We start from the raw sequence: 24,882 nt of genomic DNA, 5'->3' as shown, positions 1-24,882 counted from the left end.
TTTTATAATCTACCCCCCCCTACGGGGGGGGGACGGCGGGGTGGGGGGGGTGGGGGGGCCCCCCCCCCCCCCGGGGGCGCCCACGACGTAGCCGGGGCACGTCACCCTCCCCCGAAGGCGACGTACCCCGGCCGTCCCCCGGCGCCGGACTGTGGCCCTGGCGCCCGGGTGCTCTGGAGTCGCGCGGTCACCAGCACATGACCGCCGTCTCGCCCGCCCCCCACGAGGAGTACAGACGCACCCGGACGACATAGCGGCGGCCCTTGACGAAACGGGCCCTGATTGTGGCGTTGCGGGGTGTTCCCCCGTCGTCCAGGCCGACGAGGTAGCGGGGCTCTCCGTCCCGCACCTCGAAGATCACGACGACGGCGTCGCTGTCGCCGAAGGTGCCCACGGTGTACTCCCGGGTCTCCGGCGGATCCACGCGGAAGTCGGCCTGCTCGCCCGGCCCGAGACCGAGCGGCACCGAACGGAACGGCACCAGCGGACCCGGCCGGCCGGTGGGCGGATACCAGCGCAGGGCGAACTCCTTGTCGGCGGCGGAGAGGGTGCCGGGCGGGTGCAGGCCCGAGCGGTAGTGCTCCGGCTCCAGTATCAGCCCCGACGGGAAGGGGTACTCCATGATCGACTGAGGGTCCCAGACCGGGTTGTTGGCCTCGTCCGTGTCGAGCTTGCGCAGGATGTTGTGGAACGTCCGCTCCCGGCTCCAGTGGTTCGGCGGGCCCGCCAGTTCGGCGTAGACGGCCTCGTCGTCCCAGAGGATGCCGGCGAACGGGCTCTGGTGCTCGTGCAGCATGCCGAGCGCGTGCCCTATCTGGTGCAGGGCCGTCGCACGCTCCCCGGACGCGGTCAGGTCCCAGCCGAAGTTCATCGTACGGTCGTTCAGACCGACCCGGAGCGCGTCCTTGCCCACCGCCGACCAGGAGCCGTCACCGGGCTGGAAGCCTATCCGCAGCTCGGCCTCCGAGCGGTCGCCGACCTCGGCGAGGACGAGTCCGATGCCGAGGTCCTGCCACTCCCGGAAGCAGTCGCGCACCACGTCCCGCTGCTCGTCGGTACCCACCCACGACACCCGCCGAGGGCGGCCGGTGCCCGGCATGGGAACGACGGACGAGTCGGTGTCGCCGCCGAGGAAGCAGTAGTGCAGGACCGTGCCGTTGACCCACATCCGCTGCCCGCCGACGAGCGCGGCGAGGCGCTCTGCGGCCAGCCCCGGCGCGAACACGGGGGCAGGCTGCTGCGCGAGCGAGCAGTAGCGTGCGGTCATGGCCCCCAGACTGCCGTGCGGCCCGGCCCGGGCGCCTGAGTCGGGGGCTACTCAAGTCACCCTGTATCAGGGGTGAGTACGCCGACTCATGTTGCCGTGACGACTTCTCCACGGGATTCGAAGACCCTTCAGACGCCCTGGCCGTTCACCGGGCGGGCGGACGAACTGGAACTGGTGCGCCGGTCCCTGACCGGCGGACGCGGCGGCATCGTGGTGACGGGCCCGGCGGGCCGCGGCAAGAGCAGGCTCGTGACGGAGGCCGTCCGAGGCACGGACTGCGCCAGGGCTGCCGGGACGCCCGCGACCCGGGAGATCCCCTTCGCCGCCTTCGCCCACCTGCTGCCCGAGACCGTCACCCTGCACCGAGCGGTACAACTCCTGTCCGGTGCACGGCTGCTGCTGGTCGACGACGCCCACCTGCTCGACGACGCCTCCGCCGCCCTCGTGCACCAACTCGCCGTGCACGGCCGCACCCGGCTCCTGGTCGTCGCCACGGAGGGCGTCCCCGTGCCGGGCGCGGTGTCCCGGCTGTGGTCCGGTGAGCTGCTGCCGCGCCTCTCCCTGGAGCCGCTGCCCCGCGAGGAGACCGCCGACCTGCTCGCGGCCGGTGCGGGCGCCGCCGTCGAGCCGCTCACCGTCGACCGGCTGCACCGCCTGTGCCGGGGGGACCTGCGGCTGCTGCGCGAGCTGCTGACCGCCGTGCGCGAGCGTGGGCTGCTCACACGGGTCCCGGACACGGAACAGCGGGAGTGGCGGGGACCGGTCCCGATCACCGCGGCCGTACGGGAACGCACCGCCCACGTCCTCGACCGCGCGCGCGTGGAGGAGCGCGAGACGCTCGAACGCCTCGCCTTCGCCGAGCCGCTTCCCCTCGGCCTGGACACTTTCGACGTATGGACCCTGGAGCGGCTGGAGGCCGAGGGCCTGGTCACCGTCGACGACCACGGTGCCACCCGACTCGCCCACCCCCTGCACGGCCCCGTCCTGCGCGCCGCCGCCGGCCGGCTGCGGGCCCGGCGGCTGACCCGCACCCCGGAGCAGTGCGGGCCCGCACTGGCGGCGGAGCGGGCCGCGCTGTCCCTGTGCATCGAGCAGGCCGACGTACGGGCGTTGGAGACACCGGTGGGGGAGTGGCTGGTGGCCGAGGGAGCGCCCCTGCCGGTGGAGTACGCGGCGCTCCGCGCCCGGTTCGCCCGCCTGCGCGGCCGGCTGCGCGAGGCCGCGGCCTGGGCCCGCGAGGGCCTGCGCACCAGTCCCGACGACGCGTGGTGCCGCGAGGAACTCGCCCTGGCCGCCGCCCAGTCGGGCGACGCGAGGGCGGAGAGTCACGGGGCGGCCGCGGCGTGGGCCGCCGCCGCACGCGGCGACCTCGACGAGGCGGTCCGGGCGGCCGCTCGCACCGGGGACCCGTACGACGCCGTCCGGCTCGGCACCCCCGAAGGGTCGGCCGGCCGGCTGACCGGAGTCTTCGCCGCGCACGCCGACGCCCTCGCGCGGGGTGACGGACCGGCGCTGGACCGCGTGGCCGAGGAACTGGAACGACGCGGGTTCCTGCTCTTCGCGGCCGAGGCGCAGGCCCAGGCGGTACGCGCCCACCGCGCCCCGGGCGCCGTCCGCACCGCCCGTACCCGCGCCGCCGCCCTCGCCCGGCGCTGCGAGGGCGCGCGCACCCCCGCCCTGTCCGGTCTGGTGCTGGGCGAACTCACCGCCCGCCAGCGACAGATCGTCACACTCGCCGCCGCCGGTCTGAGCAACCGGCAGATCGCGGAGAGACTCACCTTGTCCGTCCGCACCGTCGGCAACCACCTCTACGGCGCCTACACCCGCCTCGGCGCGGGCGATCGGAGCGCGCTGCCCTGGCTGATGGAGCTGCCCGAGCCGCAATCCGCCTGACGCACGGAGGGACCACGGAGGGGCCACGGAGGGGCCACGCAGGGACCACCGAGAGACAGGCCGGTGCTCAGGCCGCCCCGAACGCGGAGAACGCCCACCCCGTCGCCTGGTGCACCGCGTCGTCCGGCAGCGCCGCCCGCGCGTCGCGCAGCGCCTCCGCCAGGGACAGCCCCGCGTCCAGGCCCTTGTGCAGCGCGAGCATCAGCGGCACCACCGCCGCGTCGTTGACCGGCGCGCTGCACGCCACCACCCCGGCCGTACCCAGCGGCAGCAGCGCGGTGACCAGCCCGAGCAACTCGTCCGCGCCGACCGAGGCGAAGCGGGCGGTGTCGCAGCAGGACAGGATGATCCGGTACGGGCTGCGGTCCAGCCGCTCGAAGTCGTGCACGATGAGCGGCCCGTCCGCCATCCGCAGCGACGAGAACAAGGGGCTGTCCGCGCGGAACGTCCCGTGCGCCGCGATATGCGCCAACGCCGCCCCGTCCAACTCCCGCAACACCCGCGGCACCCGCGCCGCGTCCCCCTCCAGCACGGTGGGCACCTCGCGCCGCCCGGTGCCGCCCTCCGGCCCGGCGGGCCGGTCTCCACGTGCCGCCCAAGCCTCCTCGCCGCCCGGTGTCCGCGGCGACGTTCCGTACCGGTCGGCGAGTTCCGGTACCTCGGCACCGCCGCTCGCCAGCCCCGGCCCGCGTACCAGGACCTGGCGGCCACCGCCCGGGGGCGCGGTCTCCTTCGCGCGGAGCCAACTGCTCGCGGACGGCGACACACTCAGGACCCGTTCACGCAGTACGGGCAGCAGGGCCCAGGGCACCCGGTGCAGCCGGCCCGGGGGGACCACGACGACCGGGCCGGAGCCGAGGTGCGCCGCGGCGGGGCCCAGCAGCAGCTCCTGGAGGCGCGCACCCGCCGCCTCCACCAGCGGCAGCCGGGCCTCCGCGCCCGGGTGGGCCAGGCGCCGGAGCCCGGCCTGTACATGCTCGGCCTCCCGTTCCGCATCGGCCAGCAGCCCGGCCTCGAACCGCCGTACCCGGCCCTGCCCGCACAGCAGTACGTGCACGCGTCCGTCGAGAACCGCCAGCTCCACCAGCCGTACGTCGTCGCCCAGCCGCCGCAGCAGGTGCCCCACGTCGAAGCGGTCGCCGTCCCCCGGCGCCTCGCCGCGCATGTGCAGGGTGCGGGAGCGGATCTCCCGCTCCAGGCGGCGCTGTTCGCGTTCCAGGGCGGGGACGGGACGGCCGCCGTCCGTCCGGGCCTCCTCCGCGCGGGCGGCGATCTCGCGGAACGCCGTCATGCCGCTCAGCAGCGCGGGGTCGGCCGGCGGCCGGGTCGGCGGCGCCGACAGCACGGTCGCCCGCCAGCGCTCGCTCCACACCAGCAGCCGCCGCGGCCCGCCCGAGACCAGACTCGCCCGCTGTGCCAGCGCCGCCAGCTCCGCACCCTGCGCGGTGGCCCGGGCCCGCAACTCCGAGGCGCCCAGCGTCATCCGGTGGTCGTCGAGGACGTCCAGACCCCGCCGGCACGCCTCCAGCACGCCCCGCGCCGACCCCGCCCGCAGCGCCTGCGCCGCCCAGCCCGTCATCCGCGCCAGCGGCGGCCCGCTGTGCCGGCTGCGCGCGGCGACCGCCAGATGCCGTTCGGCGTCCGCCGTCCAGCCCAGCCCGAGCGCGATCCGGCCCGCGAGCAGTGACGCCTCCGGCGCGGCGGGCGCCCCGAAGGCGGCCAGCCGCTCCGCCACCGCCGCCGCGTCCGCGACCAGCCGGCCCGAACCGCGCCCCGTCGCGACGCGCGCCTCGATCAGCACCAGCCGGGCGTGCGTCTCGTACCAGGTGCGCCGCTGCCCGGCGAACAGCCGTACCGCGACGGCCGCGCGCGCGAGCGCGGTCCGCGGATCACCCGCCAGCCGGGCCGCCCGCGCCGCGACCAGCAGCAGTTCCGCCTTGCGGGTGGACTGCCCGCCGATCCCGTCCAGCGCGGCGATCGCACCGTCCGCCTCGGTCAGCGCCTCCGTCGCGAGCCCCGCCGCCATCAGCACCTCGCAGCGCCGGATGGTGAGCATGAACGTCGGCGTGCCCAGCTTCGCGTACCGCTCCTCCGCCTCGTCCAGCAGCCGCAGCGCCGCCGGCACGTCACCCGAGCGGAACGCCGCGAGCCCCCGGCTCTCCACCGCGTCCGCCTTGTCGTGCTCCTGGCCGGTGGTGTCCCACAGCGCCTCCGCCGCGGTGAAGTCGGCGTCCGCCCGCTCCACCGCGCCGAGCGCCAGGTGCACGGTGGCCCGCAGGGTCAGCGCCCGCGCCGTCCAGATCACGTCGTCCGCCTGCCGCAGCACCGGAATCGCCCGCCGTACGTCCTCCAGCGCCTCGCCGTGCCGGCCCAGCACCCACCACACGTACGCCCGCCGGTACAGCACCCGCGCGCGGGTGTGCCCGGTACCGCGCGCCACGCCCCGCTCGAAGGCGGCCAGGCCCTCCCGGGTGCGGCCGGAGTGCACCAGCGCGACACCCAGCGTGGCCAGTACGTCCGCCTCCCGCTCGGCCGAGTCCGCGCGCTCCGCGAGATCACGGGCGCGCCGCAGATGCGCCAGAGCCCGCCGGGTGTCCCCGAAGTCCCGCTGCCAGATGCCGATCACCTGATGGGCGATCGAGGCGTGCAGCGGTGAGGGATCGGCCCCGAGCAGGCCCTCCGCCCGCGCCAGCGCTTCGTTGGGGGCGGCGAACACCATCGGCAGCAGTTGGAGAACCGAGTCGCTTCCCGCTGTCACTCCACGGATGGTAGTGCTCCGGAACCGCACCACACAGGTTCGAGTCTGTATCAATCAGCCGCCCCGGGACTCTGATTGTCGACCGTTGCCACGACCGTCGACGCGACCGCACCACCACCGCCGCCGCCTCAGTGGAGGACATGCCATGGCACCACAGCGTTTCCGCGAGCAGTTCGACCAGATCCAGCGTTCGATGCCGGGCGTCCCGCTGGCGATGGGGCCGGACGACTCCGCGGAGTTCTTCTACGAGAAGGGCGTCGTCCTCGCCCGCGACGGTGAGGAGGCCCGCCTCGTCGAGGACACCGTGCGCGACCACTTCACCACGATGGCCGGCCTGACCCCGGACCACGTGCGCCGAGCGAGCCCCGAGACCAACCGCACCGGCATCACCCGCATCCGGGTCGCCGACCCCGGCGAGGGCGACCGCGGCGGCGATCCCACCGTCGCGCACGCCCTGCGCTCCCTGCGGACGATGGAGGGACGCGCGGGCCGTCGGCTGATCAGCCGCAACCACGTCGTGTCCATCGCCGTCAACGCCTGCCCCGGCGACGAGCCCGTCCCCGTCCCGATCAGCGAGCCGCCGAACCCGGCCGCCGACGGGACGCCGTACGACGCCGGGACCGCCGTCGGCGTCCTCGTCATCGACACCGGCCTCATGCACGACTACCGGTCCTACCCGCTGCTGGCCCACACCGACGGCGACGCCCAGATCAGGGAGTGCGACGACGACGGCATACTCCAGCAGTACGTCGGCCACGGCACGTTCATCGCCGGGCTCGTCGCCGCCGTCGCCCCCAACACCGAGGTGACCGTCCGCAACACCCTCAACGACGCGGGCGCCATCCTGGAGTCGGAGCTGGGCGAGAAGCTCTTCGAGGCCGTCGACCGGAGCGGCTGGCCCGAGGTCCTCAGCCTCTCCGCCGGCACCTCCAACGGCCGCACCGACGGCCTGCTCGGCGTCCACGCCTTCATGCAGGAACTGCGCGACCAGCGCACCCTGCTCGTCGCCGCCGCAGGCAACAACGCCAGTGCCACGCCCTTCTGGCCCGCCGCCTACGCCGACCTGCCCGGCTGGGAGAAGTCCGTGCTGTCGGTCGGCGCGCTGCGCGCCGACGGCGAGTTCGGCGCCTGCTTCAGCAACCACGGCGGCTGGGTCAAGGTCTACGCCCCCGGCGAGCGCCTCACCAGCGCCCTCACCGGCTTCGGGACACCCGTGCCGTACGTCTACCAGCACTCCACCTACGACGCCTGCCGGTACGGCTTCGGCTACGCCTGCACCTGCCAGTACCCCCGGCACAACGGGGTCCTGAGCGAACCGGGCGAGGCACCCGCCAAGCCGGACCAGGTGATGTTCGAGGGGCACGCGCAGTGGAGCGGCACCTCCTTCGCCACCCCCGTCGTCGCCGGGCTGGTCGCCTCCTACATGACGGCGCACAAGGAGCGGGACCCGCGCGCGGCCCGCAAGCAACTGCTCGCGGCCAACACCGAGTACGCGGAGGTGCGCGGCGCGCACGTCCCGGCGCTGCTGCCGCCCACCTGGCGCCCCGTCACCCTCGACCCGCCGTCCGGTGAGGCGTGAGCGGCCTCGTGCCGGGCGGAACCACCCACTCCACGGCGTACGATGGCGTGTCGTACACGAGGGGTGGGGCCGTGGACCGTGCAGATGTCGGGGTGCTCGTCCAGTCTGCCGCCGACGGGGACGCGGCGGCCTGGAAGTCACTGGTGGACGGGCTGGGCCCGCTGGTGTGGTCCGTGGTACGGGCCCACGGGCTGTCCGACGCCGACGCGCACGAGGTGTACCAGACCGCCTGGTTCCGGTTCGCCCAGCACCTGGGGCGGATCCGCGAACCGGAGAAGACCGGCTCCTGGCTGGCGAGCACGGCACGGCACGAGTGCCTGAAGCTGATCAGGGCGTCGAAGCGGTGGACGCCGACCGACGACCCGCAGCTGCTCGACCGGCCGAGCGAGGACCGTACGCCGGAGGAGTCGGTGCTCGACTCCGAGGAGGCCGCCGCGCAGACCGAGCGCGTGCGGCGGCTGTGGCAGGAGTTCGAGGAACTGGGCGAGCGGTGCCGCCAGTTGCTGCGCGTGCTGATCTCCTCGCCGCCGCCCAGTTACCAGGAGGTGTCCGCCGCGCTGGGTATCGCGGTGGGCAGCATCGGGCCGATGCGCCAGCGCTGTCTGCGCCGGCTGCGGGCCCGGCTAGAGGCACGGGGGACGATATGAGCGACATGAACGACGACTTCGGGGACGAACCGTCCGACGGGACGTTCACCGACGAGGAACTCGGCACCGGGCTGCTGGAGGAGGAGCTGCGGCAGGCCGCCGCGATCCTGGACCCGGTCCCGGCCGGGCTGCGGCAGATCGCCGTCGACGCCTTCGCCCTGCACGACCTGGACGCCCGCGTCGCCGAGCTGACCTTCGACTCGCTGGTCGACGCCATCCCGGTCAGAGGAGAGACGGACCCGCCGCGGATGCTGACCTTCCGCGCGGACGAGGTGACCGTCGACGTCGAGGTGACCGCGGACGGCCTGATCGGCCAGGTGCTGCCGCCGGGGCCGGTACGGATCGAGGTGCTGAGCGGCCCGCTGGCCCATGCGCGGCTGACGGCGGACGACATGGGCCGGTTCACCGGCGGGGCCCCGCCCACCGGCCCGTTCGCGCTGCGGCTGCGGACCGGCCGGGAGGTGGTCGTGACGGAGTGGCTGCGCGCCTGAGCCGCCGGTTCGCCCGCCCGCCGGCCTGTCGGTTCGCGGTCCGTCGTGCGGCCTACCAGGCGCAGGGCAGGGTGCGCGGTCCGCGGATCATGGTCTTGCGGCGCCAGGCCACCTGGTCGGCGGGGACCGCGAGCCGCAGCCCCGGCAGCCGCTCCAGGAGGGTGTCGACGAGCAGTTCGGTCTGCATCCGCGCGAGGACGGCGCCCGTGCAGTAGTGGTGCCCGTTGCCGAAGGCCAGGTGCGGGTTGGGGTCGCGGTCGAGGTCGATCCGGTCCGGGTCGGGGAAGACGTCCGGGTCGCGGTTGGCGGCGAGGTAGGACACGTACACGGGGTCGCCGGCGCCGATGCGCACCCCGTGCACCTCGACGTCCTCCGACGCGATGCGGGCGAGGCCCACCGAGGTGCGGTGCGAGATCCAGCGCAGCAGCTCGTCCAGGGCGGTGTCCCGCGCATCCGGGCGCTCCCGCATCCGGGCCATCAGCTCCGGGCGGGTCAGCAGCAGGTACAGCATCTGGCCGACGTTGTGGGTGACGGCCTCGCCGCCGATCTGCAGCGGCCCGGCCAGGCCCACCGCCTCCGTCTCGCCGACCTCGCCGCGGCCCACGGCGGCGCCGAGCATCGAGTACACGTCGTCGCCGGTGCTGCCGGCGCGGGCGCGGACGGTCTCCGTGATCCACCCGTACAGTCCCTGCTTCGCCCGCTCGGCGGCCTCCGCGCCCCCGGAGGTGGAGATGATCTGCCGCGTCCAGGAGTGCACGCGCTCCCGGTCGGCGGCCGGCACGCCCATCACCTCGCTGACGACGGCGATCGGGAAGGGCTCCAGCACCCGCTCGACCAGGTCCGCCGGGGGACCGTCCCGGACGACCCCGTCCACCAGGCCGTCGAGGATCTCCTGCGCCCGGGGTCGCAGCCCCTTCGTCGCGCCCACGGTGAACGCCCCCGCCACCGCGCGCCGCAGCCGGTTGTGGTCGGGCTGGTCGGCGAAGGCGAGCGAGCCGGGGCGCGGCTTGAAGTGCGGGGCGAGGCGCGTGATCTGCCGCTTCGTCACCTCGGCCCGCCCGAACCGCGGGTCGTTGGTGATCGCCTTCACGTCCTCGTACCGGGTGGCCAGCCACGCCCAGCCCTCGCCGTGCGGCAGCCGGACGCGGGTCAGCGGCCCCTCGCGCATCAGATCGGCGAGGACCGGGTCGAACTGCGGCCCGTCCAGGTCGAGGGCGGGCCAGTCCCGTACCGGGGGCGGGGACTGGCCGGTCAGAGTGGTGGTCTCCTGCGTCATGCACCCACCCTCACCGCGCCCCGGGGCGGCTGTCGCGCGGGAGTGCTCCAGCCGGTGGGCGGGCCGCCGGTCAGCCCGATACGGCGTCGACGAGCGCCGCCAGCGACTCGGCGAGGCGGGCGAGCCCGGGCCCGGCCGGGCCGCCCGGCTCGGTCATGTAGGTGTCCCGGCGGATCTCCACCATCAGCGCGCCCACCTCGCGCCGCTTCCCGTAGAAGTCCAGCGGCACGTACGTCCCGCTGAACGGGCTGTCCAGCCCCGTCTCCCCGCACGGGGCGAAGGCCTCCCGGGCGGCGGCGAGCAGCTCGGACGGCGTGTGGAACTCGTCGGTGCCCAGGCAGACCGGCGGGCGCGGTCCCTCGCCGTGCAGTTCGTAGGGCAGCGGCTCGGTGGGGTAGGAGTGCACGTCGATGATCAGGGCCCGTCCGGTGGCCGCGAGCCGGCCGGCGACCGCGTCGGTCATCGCCCGCGCGTACGGGCGGAAGTACCGCTCGATCAGCGGCTCCGGGTCGGTGCCGTCGGGCCGCAGCACCTCGCGGTGCGACGTCCGCGTGTACACGGCGCCCATTCCGACGGTCGTCATCTCCTCCCGCTCGTCCGGGAACCGCTCCGGGTCCACGACCAGCCGCGACGCCCGGTTGACGAACCGCCAGGGCGTGGCACCGGCCAGGTCGGCCGCCGCCTCGGCGATCTCCGCGGTGTGCGAGTCGGTGATGTGGTCCAGCTCCCGTTCCAGCGCGGCGTCGTCCAGGGCGATGCCGGGGCGGGCGTCGGCGGGTATCCGCCGCGAGGAGTGCGGCACGTGGAGGATCACGGGGGAGGCGGGGGCGCCGGGGACGAGTTCGAAGGAGGGCATGAGGCTGCTCCGCGGGAACGTAGAGAACGCGAGAAGGCGAGAACGCGGCGACGACACAGACGGGCACCCCGCCTCCGTGAAACGGAGACGGGGTGCGCCGCGGGCCTTCGGGCCGGGAGAGGATCAGGCGAGGGACGCCAGCGCCTCGTTCCACGTGGCCGACGGGCGCATGACCTCGGCGGCCTTGGCCGGGTCGGGCTGGTAGTAGCCGCCGATCTCGGCGGGCTTGCCCTGGACGGCGTTCAGCTCGTCGACGATCTTCTGCTCGTTCGCGGACAGCGTCTCGGCGAGCGGGGCGAAGGCCTTGGCCAGGTCCGCGTCGTCGGTCTGCTTGGCCAGCTCCTGCGCCCAGTACAGGGACAGGAAGAAGTGGCTGCCGCGGTTGTCGATGCCGCCGACGCGCCGGGTCGGGGACTTGTCCTCGTTGAGGAAGGTCGCCGTGGCGCGGTCGAGGGCGTCGGCGAGGACCTTGGCGCGGGAGTTGCCGGTGACCTCGGCGTACTGCTCCAGGGACGGCACCAGGGCGAAGAACTCGCCGAGGGAGTCCCAGCGCAGGTAGTCCTCCTTGACCAGCTGCTGCACGTGCTTGGGCGCGGAGCCGCCGGCGCCGGTCTCGAAGAGGCCGCCGCCCGCCATCAGCGGGACGACCGACAGCATCTTGGCGCTGGTGCCCAGTTCCAGGATCGGGAACAGGTCGGTCAGGTAGTCGCGCAGCACGTTGCCGGTGACGGAGATGGTGTTCTCACCGCGGCGGATGCGCTCCACCGACAGCTTGGTCGCCTCGACCGGGGACAGGATCTTGATGTCCAGGCCCTCGGTGTCGTGCTCCGGCAGGTACGCCTTGACCTTGGCGATCAGGTTGGCGTCGTGGGCGCGGCCCTCGTCCAGCCAGAAGACGGCCGGGTCGCCGGTGGCCCGGGCGCGGGTGACGGCCAGCTTGACCCAGTCGCGGATCGGGGCGTCCTTGGTCTGGCAGGCGCGGAAGATGTCGCCGGCGGAGACCGCCTGCTCCAGGACGGCGTTGCCGTCGGCGCCGACCAGGCGGACCGTACCCGTGGTGGGGATCTCGAAGGTCTTGTCGTGGCTGCCGTACTCCTCGGCCTTCTGCGCCATGAGCCCGACGTTCGGGACCGAGCCCATCGTGGAGGGGTCGTAGGCGCCGTTGGCGCGGCAGTCCTCGATGACGGCCTGGTACACGCCGGCGTAGGAGGAGTCCGGGATCACCGCGAGGGCGTCGTGCTCCTGGCCGTCCGGGCCCCACATGTGGCCGGAGGTGCGGATCATGGCCGGCATGGAGGCGTCGATGATGACGTCGGAGGGCACGTGCAGGTTGCTGATGCCCTTGTCGGAGTCGACCATGGCCAGCTCCGGGCCCTCGGCGAGCTCGGCGTCGAAGGAGGCCTTGATCTCGGCACCCTCGGGCAGGGATTCCAGGCCCTTGTAGATGCCGCCCAGACCGTCGTTCGGGGTGAGGCCGGCCTTGGCGAGCGCCTCGCCGTACTGGGCGAAGGTCTTCGGGAAGAAGGCGCGGACCACGTGGCCGAAGATGATCGGGTCGGAGACCTTCATCATCGTGGCCTTCAGGTGCACGGAGTACAGGATGCCCTCGGACTTGGCGCGGGCGACCTGGGCCGTGAGGAACTCGCGCAGCGCGGCGACGCGCAGCACGGAGGCGTCGACGACCTCGTCCTTCTTCACCGGGACCGACTCGCGCAGCACCGTGGTGGTGCCGTCGTCGCCGACCAGCTCGATCCGCAGCGCGCCGTCCTCGGCGATCACCACGGACTTCTCCGTGGAGCGGAAGTCGTTCTCGCCCATGGTCGCCACGTTGGTCTTGGACTCGCCGGTCCAGGCGCCCATGCGGTGCGGGTGGGTCTTGGCGTAGTTCTTCACCGAGGCCGGGGCACGGCGGTCGGAGTTGCCCTCGCGCAGGACCGGGTTGACCGCGGAGCCCTTGACCTTGTCGTAGCGGGCGCGGATGTCGCGCTCCTCGTCGGTCTTCGGGTCGTCCGGGTAGGCCGGCAGTGCGTAGCCCTGGCCCTGCAGCTCGGCGATGGCGGCCTTGAGCTGCGGGATGGACGCCGAGATGTTCGGCAGCTTGATGATGTTGGCGGCGGGCGTCTTGGCCAGCTCACCGAGCTCCGCCAGGGCGTCCGGGATGCGCTGGTCCTCGGCCAGGTACTCCGGGAACAGGGCGATGATGCGGCCGGCCAGCGAGATGTCGCGGGTCTCGACCGCGACACCCGCCTGCGAGGCGTACGCCCGGATCACCGGCAGGAACGAATACGTCGCCAGGGCCGGGGCCTCGTCAGTGTGTGTATAGATGATGGTCGAGTCAGTCACCGGGTGCTCCGCTCCACGTCTGCAACATTGCTCGACATCAAGATATCTCGTGATCGACCCGGGCTCGACAGGGGCCGTGCGGAGATTCCGGACAACCGGCCGCACGACCTCTGTCGAACACGCGGGCGAACAAGCGAAAGGGCCAGTGGACGATCAGGCGAACGGAACGACGTCCTCGCCCGCCCGCTGCTGCGGGAACACCACGGTCCCCTGCTGGAGAGCGACCGTCCGGGCGGGCGCCGGAATGCGGATGCCCTCCTCGCGGTAGCGCCTGTGCAGGCGCTTGATGAACTCGTGCTTGATCCGGTACTGGTCGCTGAACTCGCCGACGCCCAGGATCACCGTGAAGCCGATCCGCGAGTCGCCGAACGTGTGGAACCGCACCGCCGGCTCGTGCTCCGGCACCGCGCCGGTGATCTCGGTCATCACCTCGGCGACCACCTCGGTCGTCACCCGCTCCACGTGCTCCAGGTCACTGTCGTAGGAGACACCGACCTGGACCAGGATGGTCAGCTGCTGCTCGGGCCGCATGAAGTTGGTCATGTTCGACTGCGCGAGCTGGCCGTTCGGGATCACGACCAGGTTGTTGGACAGCTCGCGGACGGTGGTCTGCCGCCAGTTGATGTCCTCGACATAGCCCTCCTCGCCGCTGCTGAGCTGGATGTAGTCACCCGGCTGCACGGTCTTCGAGGCCAGGATGTGGATGCCCGCGAAGAGGTTGGCCAGCGTGTCCTGGAGGGCCAGCGCGACCGCCAGACCACCGACCCCCAGGGCGGTGAGCAGCGGCGCTATGGAGATGCCCAGCGTCTGCAGCATCACCAGGAAGCCGATGGCCAGCACCAGGATCCGGGTGATGTTGACGAAGATCGTGGCCGATCCCGCGACCCCGGAACGGGACGTGGTCACCGCCCGCACCAGGCCGGCGATCACCCGGGCCGACGACACCGTCGCCACGAAGATCAGCAGGACCGTCAGCACCTGGTTGACGTTGTGCTGCACCGTCCGGGTCAGCGGCAGCGCCGCCGCCGCGCCCGCCACGCCGCCCGCGACCGCCGCCCACGGCGCCACCGTGCGCAGCGCGGCCACCATGACGTCGTCGCCGCTCCAGCGGGTGCGCCCGGCGTGTCCCGCCAGCCAGCGCAGCACCACGCGCAGCAGGAACGCCCCCAGGAGGCCCGCCGCCAGCGCGATGCCGGCGGGCACCAGGTGGTCCATGGTCAGGTCGTCCGTCACCGGCCACCTCCATGGCGCACGGCTGCGGCGAAGTCCCTCGCCGACGGCCGGATGTGAAGTCTCGTCACGTCGTCACCTGCTCGATACCTGCTGGATTCCGGGATGCGCGAAGCGCGCCGGTCCGCAAGAGAGTTCGACCGGCGCGAGCGTTCATCCTGCCGTATCGCGCGTGGTGGTCGGTACCGCGCCGATGAGCGGGGCGCGGTGTTCCGGCCTCAGATCACCTTCATCCGTACCAGCGCCGCCAACGTCAGCGCCCCAGGCAGCAGCGGCAGCCATACGGTCATGAGCCGGAACGCGAGCACCACCGCCGTGGCCACGGCCGCCGGGCCGCCCGCCGCCACCAGCGCCACGACCAGCGCCGCCTCCACCGAACCGATCCCGCCCGGGGTGGGCACCAGTGCGACCGCGACCGTCGCCGCCAGATACGCCACCGCCATGTGCGCGGCCGGTACCGGCAGCCCCAGCGACTCACCCACCAGGACCAGCACCGCCGTCTGGAGCGCGGGGAAGGCGAGCGCGCCGCCCCACAGCGCCAGCGCCCGCGCCGGGAGGGCGTGCACCGAGCGGGCCTCGCCGAGCGCCGTCCGCAGGAACGAGACCAGCGCCCCACGCAGCCGTGGCACCAGCGCGAGTACGCCCGCCGCCCCGGCCGGCACCGCGCCCGCGACGATCAGCAGCGGCCCCGCGGCCCCCTCGGGCAGCAGCGTGCCGAGCCGCAGCGCGTCGGGGAACGCGATCAGCAGGGCGCCCAGCAGGGCGAGGCGGCCCACGCTCTCCGCCAGCAGATACAGGGCGAGAGCGGCCGAGGAACGGGTGAGCGGCAGCCCGCACACCGCCATGAACCGCAGGTTGACCGCGCTGGCGCCCAGCCCCGTCGGCAGCAGGTGGTTGGCCGCGCCCGCCGCGAACTGCGTGGCGAGCAGCCGCCGCCGCGGCAGCCGCTCCACCACCGCCCCCTGCCGGGTGCAGGCCGCGGCGACCCAGGTCAGACAGGTCGCGCAGGCCGCGGCCAGCAACCAGGGCCACCGGGCGGTGTCGAGATGGCCCAAGCCCTCGGCGAGCACGGACCGGTGCCGCACCGCGACCACGGTGACCAGCAGCAACGGAAGCACGCAGAAGACCCGCCGGACCAGGCGGGCACGGCTGCCGCGGCGGACGGGGGCGAAGCCGGGGACGGGCTTCTCGGGGAGTTGTACCGCTGTCACACCACAAGAGATTCCCTGGACGGCGCCAACTGCGGATGGCCGACGCGCGGACGACGTCTTACGGATGGCGGGCGGCCGGTCCACCTCGAGGCTCTTGACCTCAAGGAAGATTGAGGTTCTACCGTCACTCGCATGAGCATGGAGACCACAGCCTGGACCCAACTGCACAGCGTCATGAACGCCGAGCAGGAGCGCCGACCCCTCGCCCGCGCGACGCTGCGCCGCATCGGCGCGTTCGCCCGTCCGCACCGCCGCCGCATCACCCGGTTCGTCCTGCTCGGGGTGGTGACGGCGCTGCTCGCCGTCGCCACGCCCGTCCTGGCCGGCAACGTCGTCAACGCGATCGTGTCGGGTGACGACGAGGGCACGGTCGTACGCCTCGCCCTGCTGATCGCGCTCATCGCGGTCGCCGAAGCGGTGCTCGGCATCCTCTCCCGGCGGCTCTCGGCGAGGCTCGGGGAGGGACTCATCCTCGATCTGCGCACGGCTGTGTTCGATCATGTGCAGCGCATGCCGGTCGCGTTCTTCACACGTACTCGTACGGGAGCCCTGGTCTCCCGTCTCAACAACGACGTCATCGGAGCCCAACGAGCCTTCAGCAACACGCTGTCCGGGGTGGTGAGCAACCTGGTCACGCTGCTGCTCACCCTGGTCGTCATGCTCACCCTGTCCTGGCAGATCACCCTGCTCGCGCTGGTGCTGCTGCCGGTCTTCGTGGTCCCGGCCCGGCACATGGGCCGCCGCATGGCCCGCATGCAGCGTGAGGCCGCCACCCTGAACGCCGCCATGGGCACCCGCATGACCGAGCGCTTCTCGGCTCCCGGCGCCACCCTGATCAAGCTGTTCGGCCGCCCCGGGGACGAGTCGGCCGAGTTCGCCGACCGCGCCCGCCGCGTCGCCGACATCGGCGTGCGCACCGCCACCGCCCAGGCGGCGTTCATCACCGCCCTCACCCTGGTCTCCGCCCTCGCCCTGGCCCTCGTCTACGGCCTCGGCGGCTGGTTCGCCCTGCGCGGCACCCTGGACCCGGGAGCCGTCGTGTCGCTCGCGCTCCTGCTGACCCGCCTGTACGCGCCGCTCACCGCGCTCGCCGGGGCCCGCGTGGAGGTCATGACCGCCCTGGTCAGCTTCGAGCGGGTCTTCGAGGTGCTGGACCTGACCCCGCTCATCGACGAGAAGCCCGACGCCCGCCCGGTCCCCGACGGCCCGGTCGCCGTCGAGTTCGACGACGTCCGCTTCGGCTACCCGTCCGCCGACAAGGTCTCCCTGGCCTCCCTCGAAGAGGTCGCCTCCCTGGACACCCGGGGCGGCGAGGAGGTCCTGCACGGCCTCTCCTTCCGCGCCGAACCGGGGCAGACCATCGCCCTCGTCGGATCCTCCGGCGCCGGCAAGTCGACCATCGCCCAGCTGCTGCCGCGCCTGTACGACGCCGACGGCGGCACCGTCCGCGTCGGCGGCGTCGACGTCCGCGACCTGGGCGCCCGGTCACTGCGCGACACCGTCGGCATGGTCACCCAGGACGGCCACCTCTTCCACGACACGGTCCGCGCCAACCTGCTGCTGGCCCGCCCCGGCGCCACCGACACCGAGCTGTGGGACGCACTGCGCCGCGCCCGCCTGGACGACCTCGTACGGTCCCTGCCCGACGGCCTCGACACCGTGGTCGGCGAGCGCGGCTACCGGCTCTCCGGCGGTGAGCGTCAGCGCATGACCATCGCCCGGCTGCTGCTGGCCCGCCAGCGCGTCGTCATCCTCGACGAGGCCACCGCCCACCTCGACAACACCTCCGAGGCGGCCGTCCAGGAGGCCCTCACGGAGGCACTGGAGGGCAGGACCGCCGTGGTGATCGCGCACCGGCTGTCGACGATCCGGGCGGCCGACCAGATCCTGGTGGTCGAGGCCGGCCGCATCGTGGAACGCGGCACCCACGACGAACTCCTGGCCGCCGGCGGCCGCTACGCCCAGCTGCACCACACCCAGTTCGGACGGCGGGCGACGGAGAAGGCGAAGCAGGCGGCGTGAGCGCGCGGGGGCGGGAGGTGCGGGCCGGGACGGGAAGGGCGGCGCTACCGCGGGCCGGCCGTCCCGGTACGCACGGGCAGGTCCTGCTCGGCCCAGACGACCTTCCCCCGGGGCGTGCGGCACGAACCCCAGCGCCGGCACATCATGTTGATCAGCTGGAGACCGCGCCCGCTCTCGTCGCTCACGTCCGCGTGCTGGATCTGCGGCAGGTCGGGTCCGGAGTCGGAGACCTCCACGTACAGCCGTTCGTGCCGCAGGAGCCGCAGCTCACCGGGGGCGTTGCCGTACCGCAGGGCATTGCCGACCAACTCGCTGACCACCAGCTCCGTCGAGTCGACCAGGTCGTCCAGGCCCCACTTCACCAGCTGCTCGCGCACAGCGGTCCGGGCCTGCCCCGCGGCCTTGCCGTCCGGTGGCAGTGTCCGTACGTACACCTCACCCTCCGGACCGAGCGGCCGGGTGCCGGCGACCAGGACGATCGCGTCGTCGGACCGGTCACCGCCGACCCGCTCGGTGACGGACCGGCACCCCGTGCCGTCCTCGGGCACGCCGTCGCCGACCGTCTCGCGCAGCCGCTCCATCTGCGTGCCGAGGTCGGCGGTGCGCGACCTGATCAGGCCGTCCGTGTACATCGTCAGCCGGCCCCGCTCGGGCACCGGGCAGTCGACCGGGTCGTACGGGATCACCCCGGTACCCAGCGGTGCCCCGGCGGGCACGTCCAGGAACGAGGCGGTGCCGTCGGGACCGGTCAGCAGCGGCGGCGGGTGACCGGCGCTGGCGATGCGGAAGGTGCTGCCGTACGGGTCGTAGACCGCGCACAGACAGGTGGCGACCTGGTCCTCCTCCAGGTCGCGCGCGGCCAGGTCCAGGCGGGCCAGCAGCCGCTCGGGCGCGATGTCGAGCGCCATCAGGGTGCGGGCCACCGTGCGCAGCCGGCCCATGGTCGCGGCGGCGGCCAGCCCGCGCCCCATCACGTCGCCCACCATCAACGCCGTACGACCGCTGGGCAGCGCGACGACGTCGAACCAGTCGCCGCCCACGGCGGCCGGATCGCCGGCCGGGTCGTAGCACGAGGACACGTCGAGGCCGGGGGTACTCGGGCTGGACCGGGGGAGCAGGGCCCGCTGCAGCGTGACCACGTGCTCGCGCTCCCGCCCGTAGAGCCGGGCGTTGTCGATGGACACGGCCGCCCTGGACGCCAGCTCCATGGCCAGTGCCACGTCGGCCCGGGTGAACGGTGACCGGCTGCCGGTCCGGATGAAGTCGGCCAGGCCCAGCAGCACGCCGCGCGCGATCAGCGGCACCGCGAGGTAGGAGTGCACACCCGCGCGCCGCATGAGTTCGGCCGCCTGGCGAGTGGGCGCGACGGCGTGGAAGTCGGACGGCTCCATGCGGGTGACCAGAACCGGCTTCCGGGTGGTCAGGCACATGCGTACCAGCCGGTCGGCGGTGTACACCGACACCTGGCCCACCGGGTCCGGCGCGAGGTCCAGCCCGGGGATCTCCGAGACCGCCATGGCCCTCAGCTCGGGAGTGCCCGCCTCCCCCTCGAAGCGGTCGCCCTCCTGGAACCGGAGCACCGACTCCAGCAGGTCCACCGCGCATCCGTCGGCCAGTTCGGGCACGGTGAAGCCGGACAGTTCCTCGGCCGTGCGCCGCAGGTCCAACGTGGTCCCGATGCGCATACCGGCCTCGTTCAGCCACGCCAGCCGACGCCGGGCGCGCACCGCCTCGGTCACCGGCCGCAGGGCCGCCTTCAGTGCACGATGGCCGCCGACGAGGGGCTCGGGAGGCCGGCGGACCCCGCGCAGCCACGGTCGTTCCCGCACGCGTCGCCTCCTCCCACGCCTCCTGCCCCGATTCTGCCTTGCCTCGGGGCGACCGGCGACGGCGGCGCCTCGATCGGTCGGCCCACCGAACGAGGCGGCCGCCGGGTTCGCCTCAGACGCGCAGCCACACCGCCGTGTCCCGCGGCAGCCGGCCGTCCGCCTCCAGCGGCCCGCTGCACAGCAGGAGCGAGCTGTGTACGGGCAGCCCCACCGGTGCCGCGGACAGGTTGACGACGCACATCAAGCCGCCTCCGCGCCGGAACGCGAGGACGCCGTCCGGCGCCGGCAGCCAGCCGAGGGGGCCGGCACCGAAACCGTCGGTGGAGCGCCGCAGGCGCAGCGCCTCGCGGTAGAGCGTGAGCATCGACTCCGGGTCGGCGTCCTGGCGGTCCGCGGCGTACGCCGACCAGCCCGCCGGCTGCGGCAGCCAGGGTTCCGTCTCGGAACCGAAACCGCAGTACGGGGCGTCGGCCGACCACGGCAGCGGTACCCGGCAGCCGTCCCGGCCGGGATCGGTGCCCCCGGAGCGGAAGTGCATCGGGTCCTGGATCCGGTCGAGCGGGACGTCCGCCTCGGGCAGCCCGAGTTCCTCCCCCTGGTACAGGTAGACCGACCCGGGCAGGGCCAGCGTCAGCAGCGCGGCCGCCCGCGCGCGCCTGGTCCCGAGGGCGAGGTCCGTGGGGGTGGCGAAGGCCTTCTTGGCGAAGTCGAAACCGGTGTCCTCGCGGCCGTACCGGGTCACGGTGCGGGTCACGTCGTGGTTGCAGAGCACCCAGGTGGCGGGGGCGTCGACGGGGGCGTGCTCGGCGAGCGTGTCGTCGATGGTGCGGCGCAGCCGGTCCGCTTCCCAGGGGCAGGCGAGGAAGTTGAAGTTGAAGGCGGTGTGCAGTTCGTCGGGCCGCAGATAGCGGGCGAAGCGCTCCGCGTCGGGCAGCCACACCTCACCCACGAAGACCGCCCCGTACTCGTCGGCGACGGCTCGCCAGGAGCGGTAGACGTCGTGCAGTTCGTCCTGGTCGATGTACGGGTGGGGGTCGACGCCCTCCTCGAAGTCCGCGAGCGCGGGGTCCTTCGCGAGCAGGGCGGCGGAATCGATCCGCACGCCCGCGACGCCCCGTTCGAACCAGAAGCGCAGCACGTCCTCGTGCTCCCGGCGCACCTCGGTGTGGGCCCAGTTCAGGTCCGGCTGCTCCGGGGTGAAGAGATGGAGGTACCACTCGCCGTCCGGGACGCGGGTCCAGGTACGGCCGGAGAACTGGGAGGGCCAGTTGTTGGGCGGGAGTTCGCCGTTCTCCCCGCGCCCGGGACGGAAGTGGAAGCGCTCCCGCTCCGCACTGCCCGGGCCGGCGGCCAGCGCGGAGCGGAACCAGGCGTGCTGGTCCGAGACGTGGTTGGGGACGATGTCGACGATGGTGCGGATGCCCAGCTCCCGCGCCTCGGCGATCAGCTTCTCGGCCTCGCCGAGGGTGCCGAAGGCCGGGTCGATCGTGCGGTAGTCGGCGACGTCGTAACCGCCGTCGACGAGCGGTGAGACGTACCAGGGCGTGAACCAGACAGCGTCGACACCGAGTTCGGCGAGGTACGGCAGTCTCGCCCGGACGCCCGCGAGGTCACCGGTGCCGTCGCCGTCGCCGTCGGCGAAACTGCGGGGGTACACCTGGTAGATGACGGCGTCGCGCCACCAGTCTTCGGTGCGGTGCGAGTTGGGGGCTGCCACGTGACGGTCCTTTCGGGCAGGTTGGATCTTCGCCGCCGGCCCGGACAGGGCGGGGCGTCGGACGGGCCGGCGGCGAAGGCTGACGGGGACGAGCCGGGCGGTGCGGGGCCGGGCCTCAGCCCTTGAGTCCGCCGGCGGTGAGTCCGCTCATGATGTTGCGCTGGAAGATCAGGAAGATGATCAGGGTCGGCAGCGAGGCCATGGTGAGCGCGGCGATCAGCACGTTGACGGGCACGCCGTTGGACAGGGAGTAGATGCCGACGTTCAGCGTCTGTTTGGCCGGGTCGGGCAGCGTCAGCATGGGCCAGAGGAAGTCCTTCCAGACGCCCACGATCGCGAAGATGGACACCACGCCGAGGATCGGCCGTGAGATGGGCAGCACGATCGACCAGAGCGTGCGCATCGGGGAGGCACCATCCATGGACGCCGCGTCGAGCAGCTCCCTCGGGATCGAGTCGAAGAACCGCTTCAGCAGGAAGATGTTGAAGGCGTTGGTCACCGAGGGCAGCCAGATCGCCCACGGCGTGTTGAGCAGATTGCGTTCGAAGATCGGCACGTCGAGCACCGTCAGGTACTGCGGCACGACCAACACCGTCGCCGGGATCATCAGCGTCGCCAGCATCATGCCCAGGACGGCCTTGCCGAAGACCGGGCGGAGCTTGGAGAGCGAGTATGCCGCCGCCACGTCGAGGACCAGCTGGAAGGCCAGTGCGCCGAACGCGTAGTACAGCGTGTTCCCCAGCAGGCCGGCCAGGTCCATGACGTTCCAGGCCTGCGAGTAGTTGTCGGGTTCGAAGGACTCGGGAACCAGCGTCGGCGGGGTCCGGACGACTTCCTGGGTGTCCTTGAACCCGCTGGAGACCATCCAGTACATCGGGCCGAGGAAGACCACGGTGAAGAGCGTGACGACGCCGCCGAGCGTCACCCAGTAGAGGACCTTGCCGCGGGGCCTGGCGAGCTGGGCCGGTGAGATGAGCGTGCGTGTGGACATCTGTGGTTTCCCCCGGCCTACTCGTCCTCGGCGCGGCTGAGCTTCACGTACGCCGCCGAGAATCCGGCGAGGAGTACGAGGAGCAGCAGGCCGAGGGCCGCCGCGGCGCCGTAGTTGTTGAAGTTGAAGGCGTACTGGTAGATGAGGTAGACGACGGTGGTGGTCGAGCCCTCGGGGCCGGCGCCGCCGGTGAGCAGGAAGGGTTCCACGAATACCTGCATGGTGGCGATGATCTGCATGAGCAGCATCAGCGAGAGGATGAGCCGCGTCTGCGGGATCGTCACGTGCCAGATCTTGCGCAGCAGCCCGGCTCCGTCGAGTTCCGCCGCCTCGTACAGCTCCCCGGGGATGCCCTGGAGCGCGGCGAGGTAGATCAGTGCCGCGCCGCCCATGTTCATCCAGGTCGACGCGATGACCACGGAGAGCATGGAGAGGTCGGGATCCTGCAGCCACTGCTGCTCGGGCAGCCCGAAGAAGCCGAACAGCTCGTTGAGCAGGCCGTAGCCGGGGTCGTAGAGGTACTTGAAGAGCAGCACGGCGGCGACCGGGGGCAGCATCACCGGCAGATAGACCAGCAGCCGCAAGTACCCTTTGCCGTGCCGGAGTTCGTTGATGACGAGGGCGACCACGAACGGCACGGCGAAGCCGAAGACCAGCGCCAGCACGGTGAACAGCAGCGTGTTGCGCCACGCCTGCCAGAAGGCCGGGTCGTTGTAGACCGTGCGCAGGTTGTCCAGGCCGACCCAGGAGACCTCGCCCTGGTCCGTCTTCTGGAAGGCGAGGAAGAACTCCCGGACCATGGGGTACCAGGAGAAGAACGCGAAGCAGAGTACCGCCCCGATCAGGAAGCCGTGCGCCGTGAGATTGCGCTTCAGGCTCCTGCCGAAGGACCCGCCGGGCGGGGGCGGGCCGTCCGCCGGCGGCTGGGAGTGGCGGGATCTCGCCGCCTTGCTCGGGGTCAGGCTGGGGGCCGACATCGTCGCTCCTTGGGACTGATCTCATGGGCCCCGGGGGGCGGTGCGGCCCGCCCCCCGAGGGAGCCGGTCACTGCGTGGTCAGTACCTGGTTGACCTGCTGCTCCGCGCTGGAGAGCAGCTTGTCGATGTCGGCGTCCTTGTTGGTGAGGATGCCCGACATCACGTTGTCCAGGACCTTGTAGACCTCCTGCGCCTTCGGCGGCTCGGCCATGCCCGGGACCGGGTTGTCCAGATACGTCTTGAAGTTCGCGACCGGCATGGTGGCGTGCTCGATCCGGGCCGCGTCGTCCTTCTTCTTCGACTCGTTCAGCCAGAAGTTGGGCTGCGGGAGGCCGACCGGCAGGTCGTCCTTCTTCTTGCGGGCCCAGTCGAACTGACCCTGGCCGACGGTGAGGTTCTTGAAGTTCAGCCAGGCGACGGCCGCCTTGATCTTGTCGGGGGAGATGCCCTCCTTGATCATGTAGCCGTTGCCGCCGGCCAGGGTGTTCTTCTCGCCCGGGATCGGGCCCATGCCGAAGTTCTCGTAGTCGGCGCCGAGTTGCTGCACCATGTACGTGATGTCGTCGGGCGCGGCGAGGAACATGCCGAGCTTGTCGGTGGCTATCTGCTTCTGCAGGTCGCCCCACTTGAGCAGCTGGGTCTTGCCCATGCTGTCGTCCTCCCAGCGCATGGCGTGGAGGTTCTCGGCGACCTGCTTGCCCAGCTCGTCGTTGAACGCCGCCTTCCTGCCGCTCGCGTCGACGACCTCGCCGCCGAGGCTGTACATCTGCGCGGTGAAGTGCCAGCCGCCGGTGTTGCCCGCGCTGTACTCGCCGAAGCCGGCGATTCCGTCGCCCAGGTCGGCGATCTTCTTGGCGGCGGTGCGGACCTCCTCCCAGGTGCGCGGCGGGGTGTCCGGGTCGAGTCCGGCCTGCTCGAAGAGCTTGCGGTTGATCAGCAGGCCCATCGTGTAGTTGCTCTCGGGCAGGCCGTAGAGCTTGTTCTCGTGCTTGAGCGAGCCGAGGACATTCGGGTCGATGTCCTTCAGGAGCGGCACGGTCTTGTCGTTGGCGTACGCGGTGATGTCCTCGGCGCCGTCGTTGTCCAGCACCTGGGGCAGGTCGGTGAAGTACGTGTAGAAGACGTCGGGCTGCGACTTGGCCTTGAGCATCGCGGTGAAGCGCGGCGGCTCCAGGCACTGGCCCGGGGTGGAGCGGCCGTCGATGGTGACGTTCGGGTACTTCTCGTTGAACGTCTTGACGTCCTCCTTCCACTCCCTCAGTTCGGCCGCCTTCGCCGCCGGGGGCATGCAGTCGATGGTGATCGTCACCTTGGTCTTCGGGTCCAGCGGAGCAGCCGGGTCGGAGGACCCGCTGCCGCTTTCGGAACCGCCGCCGTCGTCACTGCTGCTCGTGCCGCAGGCGGCCAGAGCGGTCAGGGTGAGAGCGGAGACGAGCGTGATGGCGCCGGCACGGCGAGTACGGCGGAACCGAGCACTTCTCATGGGTGGTCCCCTTCGGGCATGAACGTGGAAGGCGCCCCACCGCCGATGCGTTGTGGGGCGCCGCTCACTCAACCACCGCTAACAAGTGAACGCAATATCTCGCGCTGATTTCGTAATTGCTCGACAGCTTGCCGAAGATGTTGAGGTGCAGTTACTTGGCGGATGCCTGTGCGGTGGAGCCGCGGACGACGAGTTCGGGCTCGAAGAGCAGCTCCCTGTGGGGGACTTCGGTGCCCTGGATCTGTGCGCAGAGGAGGTCGACGGCGGCGCGTCCCATGGCTTCGATGGGTTGGCGGACGGTGGTGAGCGGGG

At 72.5% G+C, this 24,882-nt stretch carries 18 protein-coding genes; 5 read left to right on the top strand and 13 right to left on the bottom strand.

Translation table 11 applies throughout. The features are described from left to right. Window positions 1–187: 187 nt before the first annotated feature. Entirely contained in the window at window positions 188–1,267 is a 1,080-nt protein-coding gene (locus ACFW48_RS32755) for a hypothetical protein (protein WP_386321241.1), read from the bottom strand. 96 nt (window positions 1,268–1,363) lie between these two features. Here ACFW48_RS32755 and ACFW48_RS32750 point away from each other — a divergent pair, with 96 nt between their 5' ends. Continuing rightward, window positions 1,364–3,160: a LuxR C-terminal-related transcriptional regulator gene (locus ACFW48_RS32750; protein ID WP_386321238.1), complete on the top strand. Its 1,797-nt coding sequence runs from the start codon at window positions 1,364–1,366 to the stop codon at window positions 3,158–3,160. 67 nt (window positions 3,161–3,227) lie between these two features. Here ACFW48_RS32750 and ACFW48_RS32745 read toward each other — a convergent pair whose 3' ends face one another. Continuing rightward, window positions 3,228–5,879, bottom strand: coding sequence for a CHAT domain-containing protein (locus tag ACFW48_RS32745; RefSeq protein WP_386321486.1), 2,652 nt, complete (start codon window positions 5,877–5,879; stop codon window positions 3,228–3,230). 184 nt (window positions 5,880–6,063) lie between these two features. Here ACFW48_RS32745 and ACFW48_RS32740 point away from each other — a divergent pair, with 184 nt between their 5' ends. The 3 genes from ACFW48_RS32740 to ACFW48_RS32730 all read left to right on the top strand — a co-directional run bounded on the left by ACFW48_RS32740 (window position 6,064) and on the right by ACFW48_RS32730 (window position 8,635). Continuing rightward, window positions 6,064–7,497 carry a S8/S53 family peptidase gene (locus ACFW48_RS32740; RefSeq protein ID WP_386321236.1) on the top strand — a complete coding sequence of 478 codons (1,434 nt, stop codon included), beginning with the start codon at window positions 6,064–6,066 and terminating at the stop codon, window positions 7,495–7,497. A gap of 71 nt (window positions 7,498–7,568) precedes the next feature. After that, the gene (locus ACFW48_RS32735; RefSeq protein WP_386321234.1) at window positions 7,569–8,144 is read left to right on the top strand and encodes an RNA polymerase sigma factor; all 576 of its coding nucleotides are present in this window, start codon (window positions 7,569–7,571) and stop codon (window positions 8,142–8,144) included. Next, window positions 8,141–8,635 carry a hypothetical protein gene (locus ACFW48_RS32730; RefSeq protein WP_386321232.1) on the top strand — a complete coding sequence of 165 codons (495 nt, stop codon included), beginning with the start codon at window positions 8,141–8,143 and terminating at the stop codon, window positions 8,633–8,635. The genes ACFW48_RS32735 and ACFW48_RS32730 overlap by 4 nt, the downstream gene beginning before the upstream one ends. Window positions 8,636–8,687: 52 nt before the next feature. Here ACFW48_RS32730 and ACFW48_RS32725 read toward each other — a convergent pair whose 3' ends face one another. The 5 genes from ACFW48_RS32725 to ACFW48_RS32705 form a co-directional block, all read right to left on the bottom strand. After that, window positions 8,688–9,911, bottom strand: coding sequence for a cytochrome P450 (locus tag ACFW48_RS32725; RefSeq protein ID WP_386321230.1), 1,224 nt, complete (start codon window positions 9,909–9,911; stop codon window positions 8,688–8,690). Window positions 9,912–9,981: 70 nt separating this feature from the next. Continuing rightward, window positions 9,982–10,767: an N-formylglutamate amidohydrolase gene (locus ACFW48_RS32720; RefSeq protein WP_386321227.1), complete on the bottom strand. Its 786-nt coding sequence runs from the start codon at window positions 10,765–10,767 to the stop codon at window positions 9,982–9,984. Window positions 10,768–10,890: 123 nt separating this feature from the next. Then, entirely contained in the window at window positions 10,891–13,110 is a 2,220-nt protein-coding gene (locus ACFW48_RS32715; protein WP_386321225.1) for an NADP-dependent isocitrate dehydrogenase, read from the bottom strand. A gap of 153 nt (window positions 13,111–13,263) precedes the next feature. Further along, a complete protein-coding gene (locus ACFW48_RS32710; RefSeq protein WP_386321222.1) occupies window positions 13,264–14,343 on the bottom strand; it encodes a mechanosensitive ion channel family protein in 1,080 nt (359 codons plus the stop codon). A 215-nt stretch (window positions 14,344–14,558) separates the two neighbouring features. Continuing rightward, window positions 14,559–15,458: a YbhN family protein gene (locus tag ACFW48_RS32705; protein ID WP_386321484.1), complete on the bottom strand. Its 900-nt coding sequence runs from the start codon at window positions 15,456–15,458 to the stop codon at window positions 14,559–14,561. A gap of 231 nt (window positions 15,459–15,689) precedes the next feature. Here ACFW48_RS32705 and ACFW48_RS32700 point away from each other — a divergent pair, with 231 nt between their 5' ends. Continuing rightward, on the top strand, window positions 15,690–17,573 hold the full coding sequence (locus tag ACFW48_RS32700; protein WP_386321482.1) for an ABC transporter ATP-binding protein: 1,884 nt from the start codon (window positions 15,690–15,692) through the stop codon (window positions 17,571–17,573). A gap of 44 nt (window positions 17,574–17,617) precedes the next feature. Here ACFW48_RS32700 and ACFW48_RS32695 read toward each other — a convergent pair whose 3' ends face one another. The 6 genes from ACFW48_RS32695 to ACFW48_RS32670 all read right to left on the bottom strand — a co-directional run. Continuing rightward, window positions 17,618–19,402 carry a SpoIIE family protein phosphatase gene (locus ACFW48_RS32695; protein ID WP_386321219.1) on the bottom strand — a complete coding sequence of 595 codons (1,785 nt, stop codon included), beginning with the start codon at window positions 19,400–19,402 and terminating at the stop codon, window positions 17,618–17,620. 112 nt (window positions 19,403–19,514) lie between these two features. Next, on the bottom strand, window positions 19,515–21,119 hold the full coding sequence (locus ACFW48_RS32690; protein WP_386321216.1) for a glycoside hydrolase family 13 protein: 1,605 nt from the start codon (window positions 21,117–21,119) through the stop codon (window positions 19,515–19,517). 115 nt (window positions 21,120–21,234) lie between these two features. Continuing rightward, window positions 21,235–22,110, bottom strand: coding sequence for a carbohydrate ABC transporter permease (locus tag ACFW48_RS32685; protein WP_386321214.1), 876 nt, complete (start codon window positions 22,108–22,110; stop codon window positions 21,235–21,237). A 17-nt stretch (window positions 22,111–22,127) separates the two neighbouring features. Next, the gene (locus ACFW48_RS32680; protein WP_386321212.1) at window positions 22,128–23,087 is read right to left on the bottom strand and encodes a carbohydrate ABC transporter permease; all 960 of its coding nucleotides are present in this window, start codon (window positions 23,085–23,087) and stop codon (window positions 22,128–22,130) included. Between the two features lie 67 nt (window positions 23,088–23,154). Further along, entirely contained in the window at window positions 23,155–24,570 is a 1,416-nt protein-coding gene (locus ACFW48_RS32675; protein ID WP_386321208.1) for an ABC transporter substrate-binding protein, read from the bottom strand. A gap of 151 nt (window positions 24,571–24,721) precedes the next feature. After that, on the bottom strand, window positions 24,722–24,882 hold a 161-nt coding region (locus tag ACFW48_RS32670), incomplete at its 5' end, for a substrate-binding domain-containing protein (RefSeq protein ID WP_386321480.1).

This window comes from Streptomyces sp. NPDC058812, assembly GCF_042744565.1.
GTDB lineage: Bacteria > Actinomycetota > Actinomycetes > Streptomycetales > Streptomycetaceae > Streptomyces > Streptomyces thinghirensis.
This window is presented reverse-complemented; position numbering and strand designations above follow the sequence as displayed.

Bases quoted from the DNA above. Each gene is read 5' to 3' on its own strand.
- ACFW48_RS32725 (WP_386321230.1), bottom strand. From the start codon at position 9,911: ATGACGCAGGAGACCACCACTCTGACCGGCCAGTCCCCGCCCCCGGTA.
- ACFW48_RS32720 (WP_386321227.1), bottom strand. From the start codon at position 10,767: ATGCCCTCCTTCGAACTCGTCCCCGGCGCCCCCGCCTCCCCCGTGATC.
- ACFW48_RS32755 (WP_386321241.1), bottom strand. From the start codon at position 1,267: ATGACCGCACGCTACTGCTCGCTCGCGCAGCAGCCTGCCCCCGTGTTC.
- ACFW48_RS32745 (WP_386321486.1), bottom strand. From the start codon at position 5,879: ATGGTGTTCGCCGCCCCCAACGAAGCGCTGGCGCGGGCGGAGGGCCTG.
- ACFW48_RS32700 (WP_386321482.1), top strand. From the start codon at position 15,690: ATGGAGACCACAGCCTGGACCCAACTGCACAGCGTCATGAACGCCGAG.
- ACFW48_RS32685 (WP_386321214.1), bottom strand. From the start codon at position 22,110: ATGTCCACACGCACGCTCATCTCACCGGCCCAGCTCGCCAGGCCCCGC.
- ACFW48_RS32675 (WP_386321208.1), bottom strand. From the start codon at position 24,570: ATGAGAAGTGCTCGGTTCCGCCGTACTCGCCGTGCCGGCGCCATCACG.
- ACFW48_RS32680 (WP_386321212.1), bottom strand. From the start codon at position 23,087: ATGTCGGCCCCCAGCCTGACCCCGAGCAAGGCGGCGAGATCCCGCCAC.
- ACFW48_RS32730 (WP_386321232.1), top strand. From the start codon at position 8,141: ATGAGCGACATGAACGACGACTTCGGGGACGAACCGTCCGACGGGACG.
- ACFW48_RS32740 (WP_386321236.1), top strand. From the start codon at position 6,064: ATGGCACCACAGCGTTTCCGCGAGCAGTTCGACCAGATCCAGCGTTCG.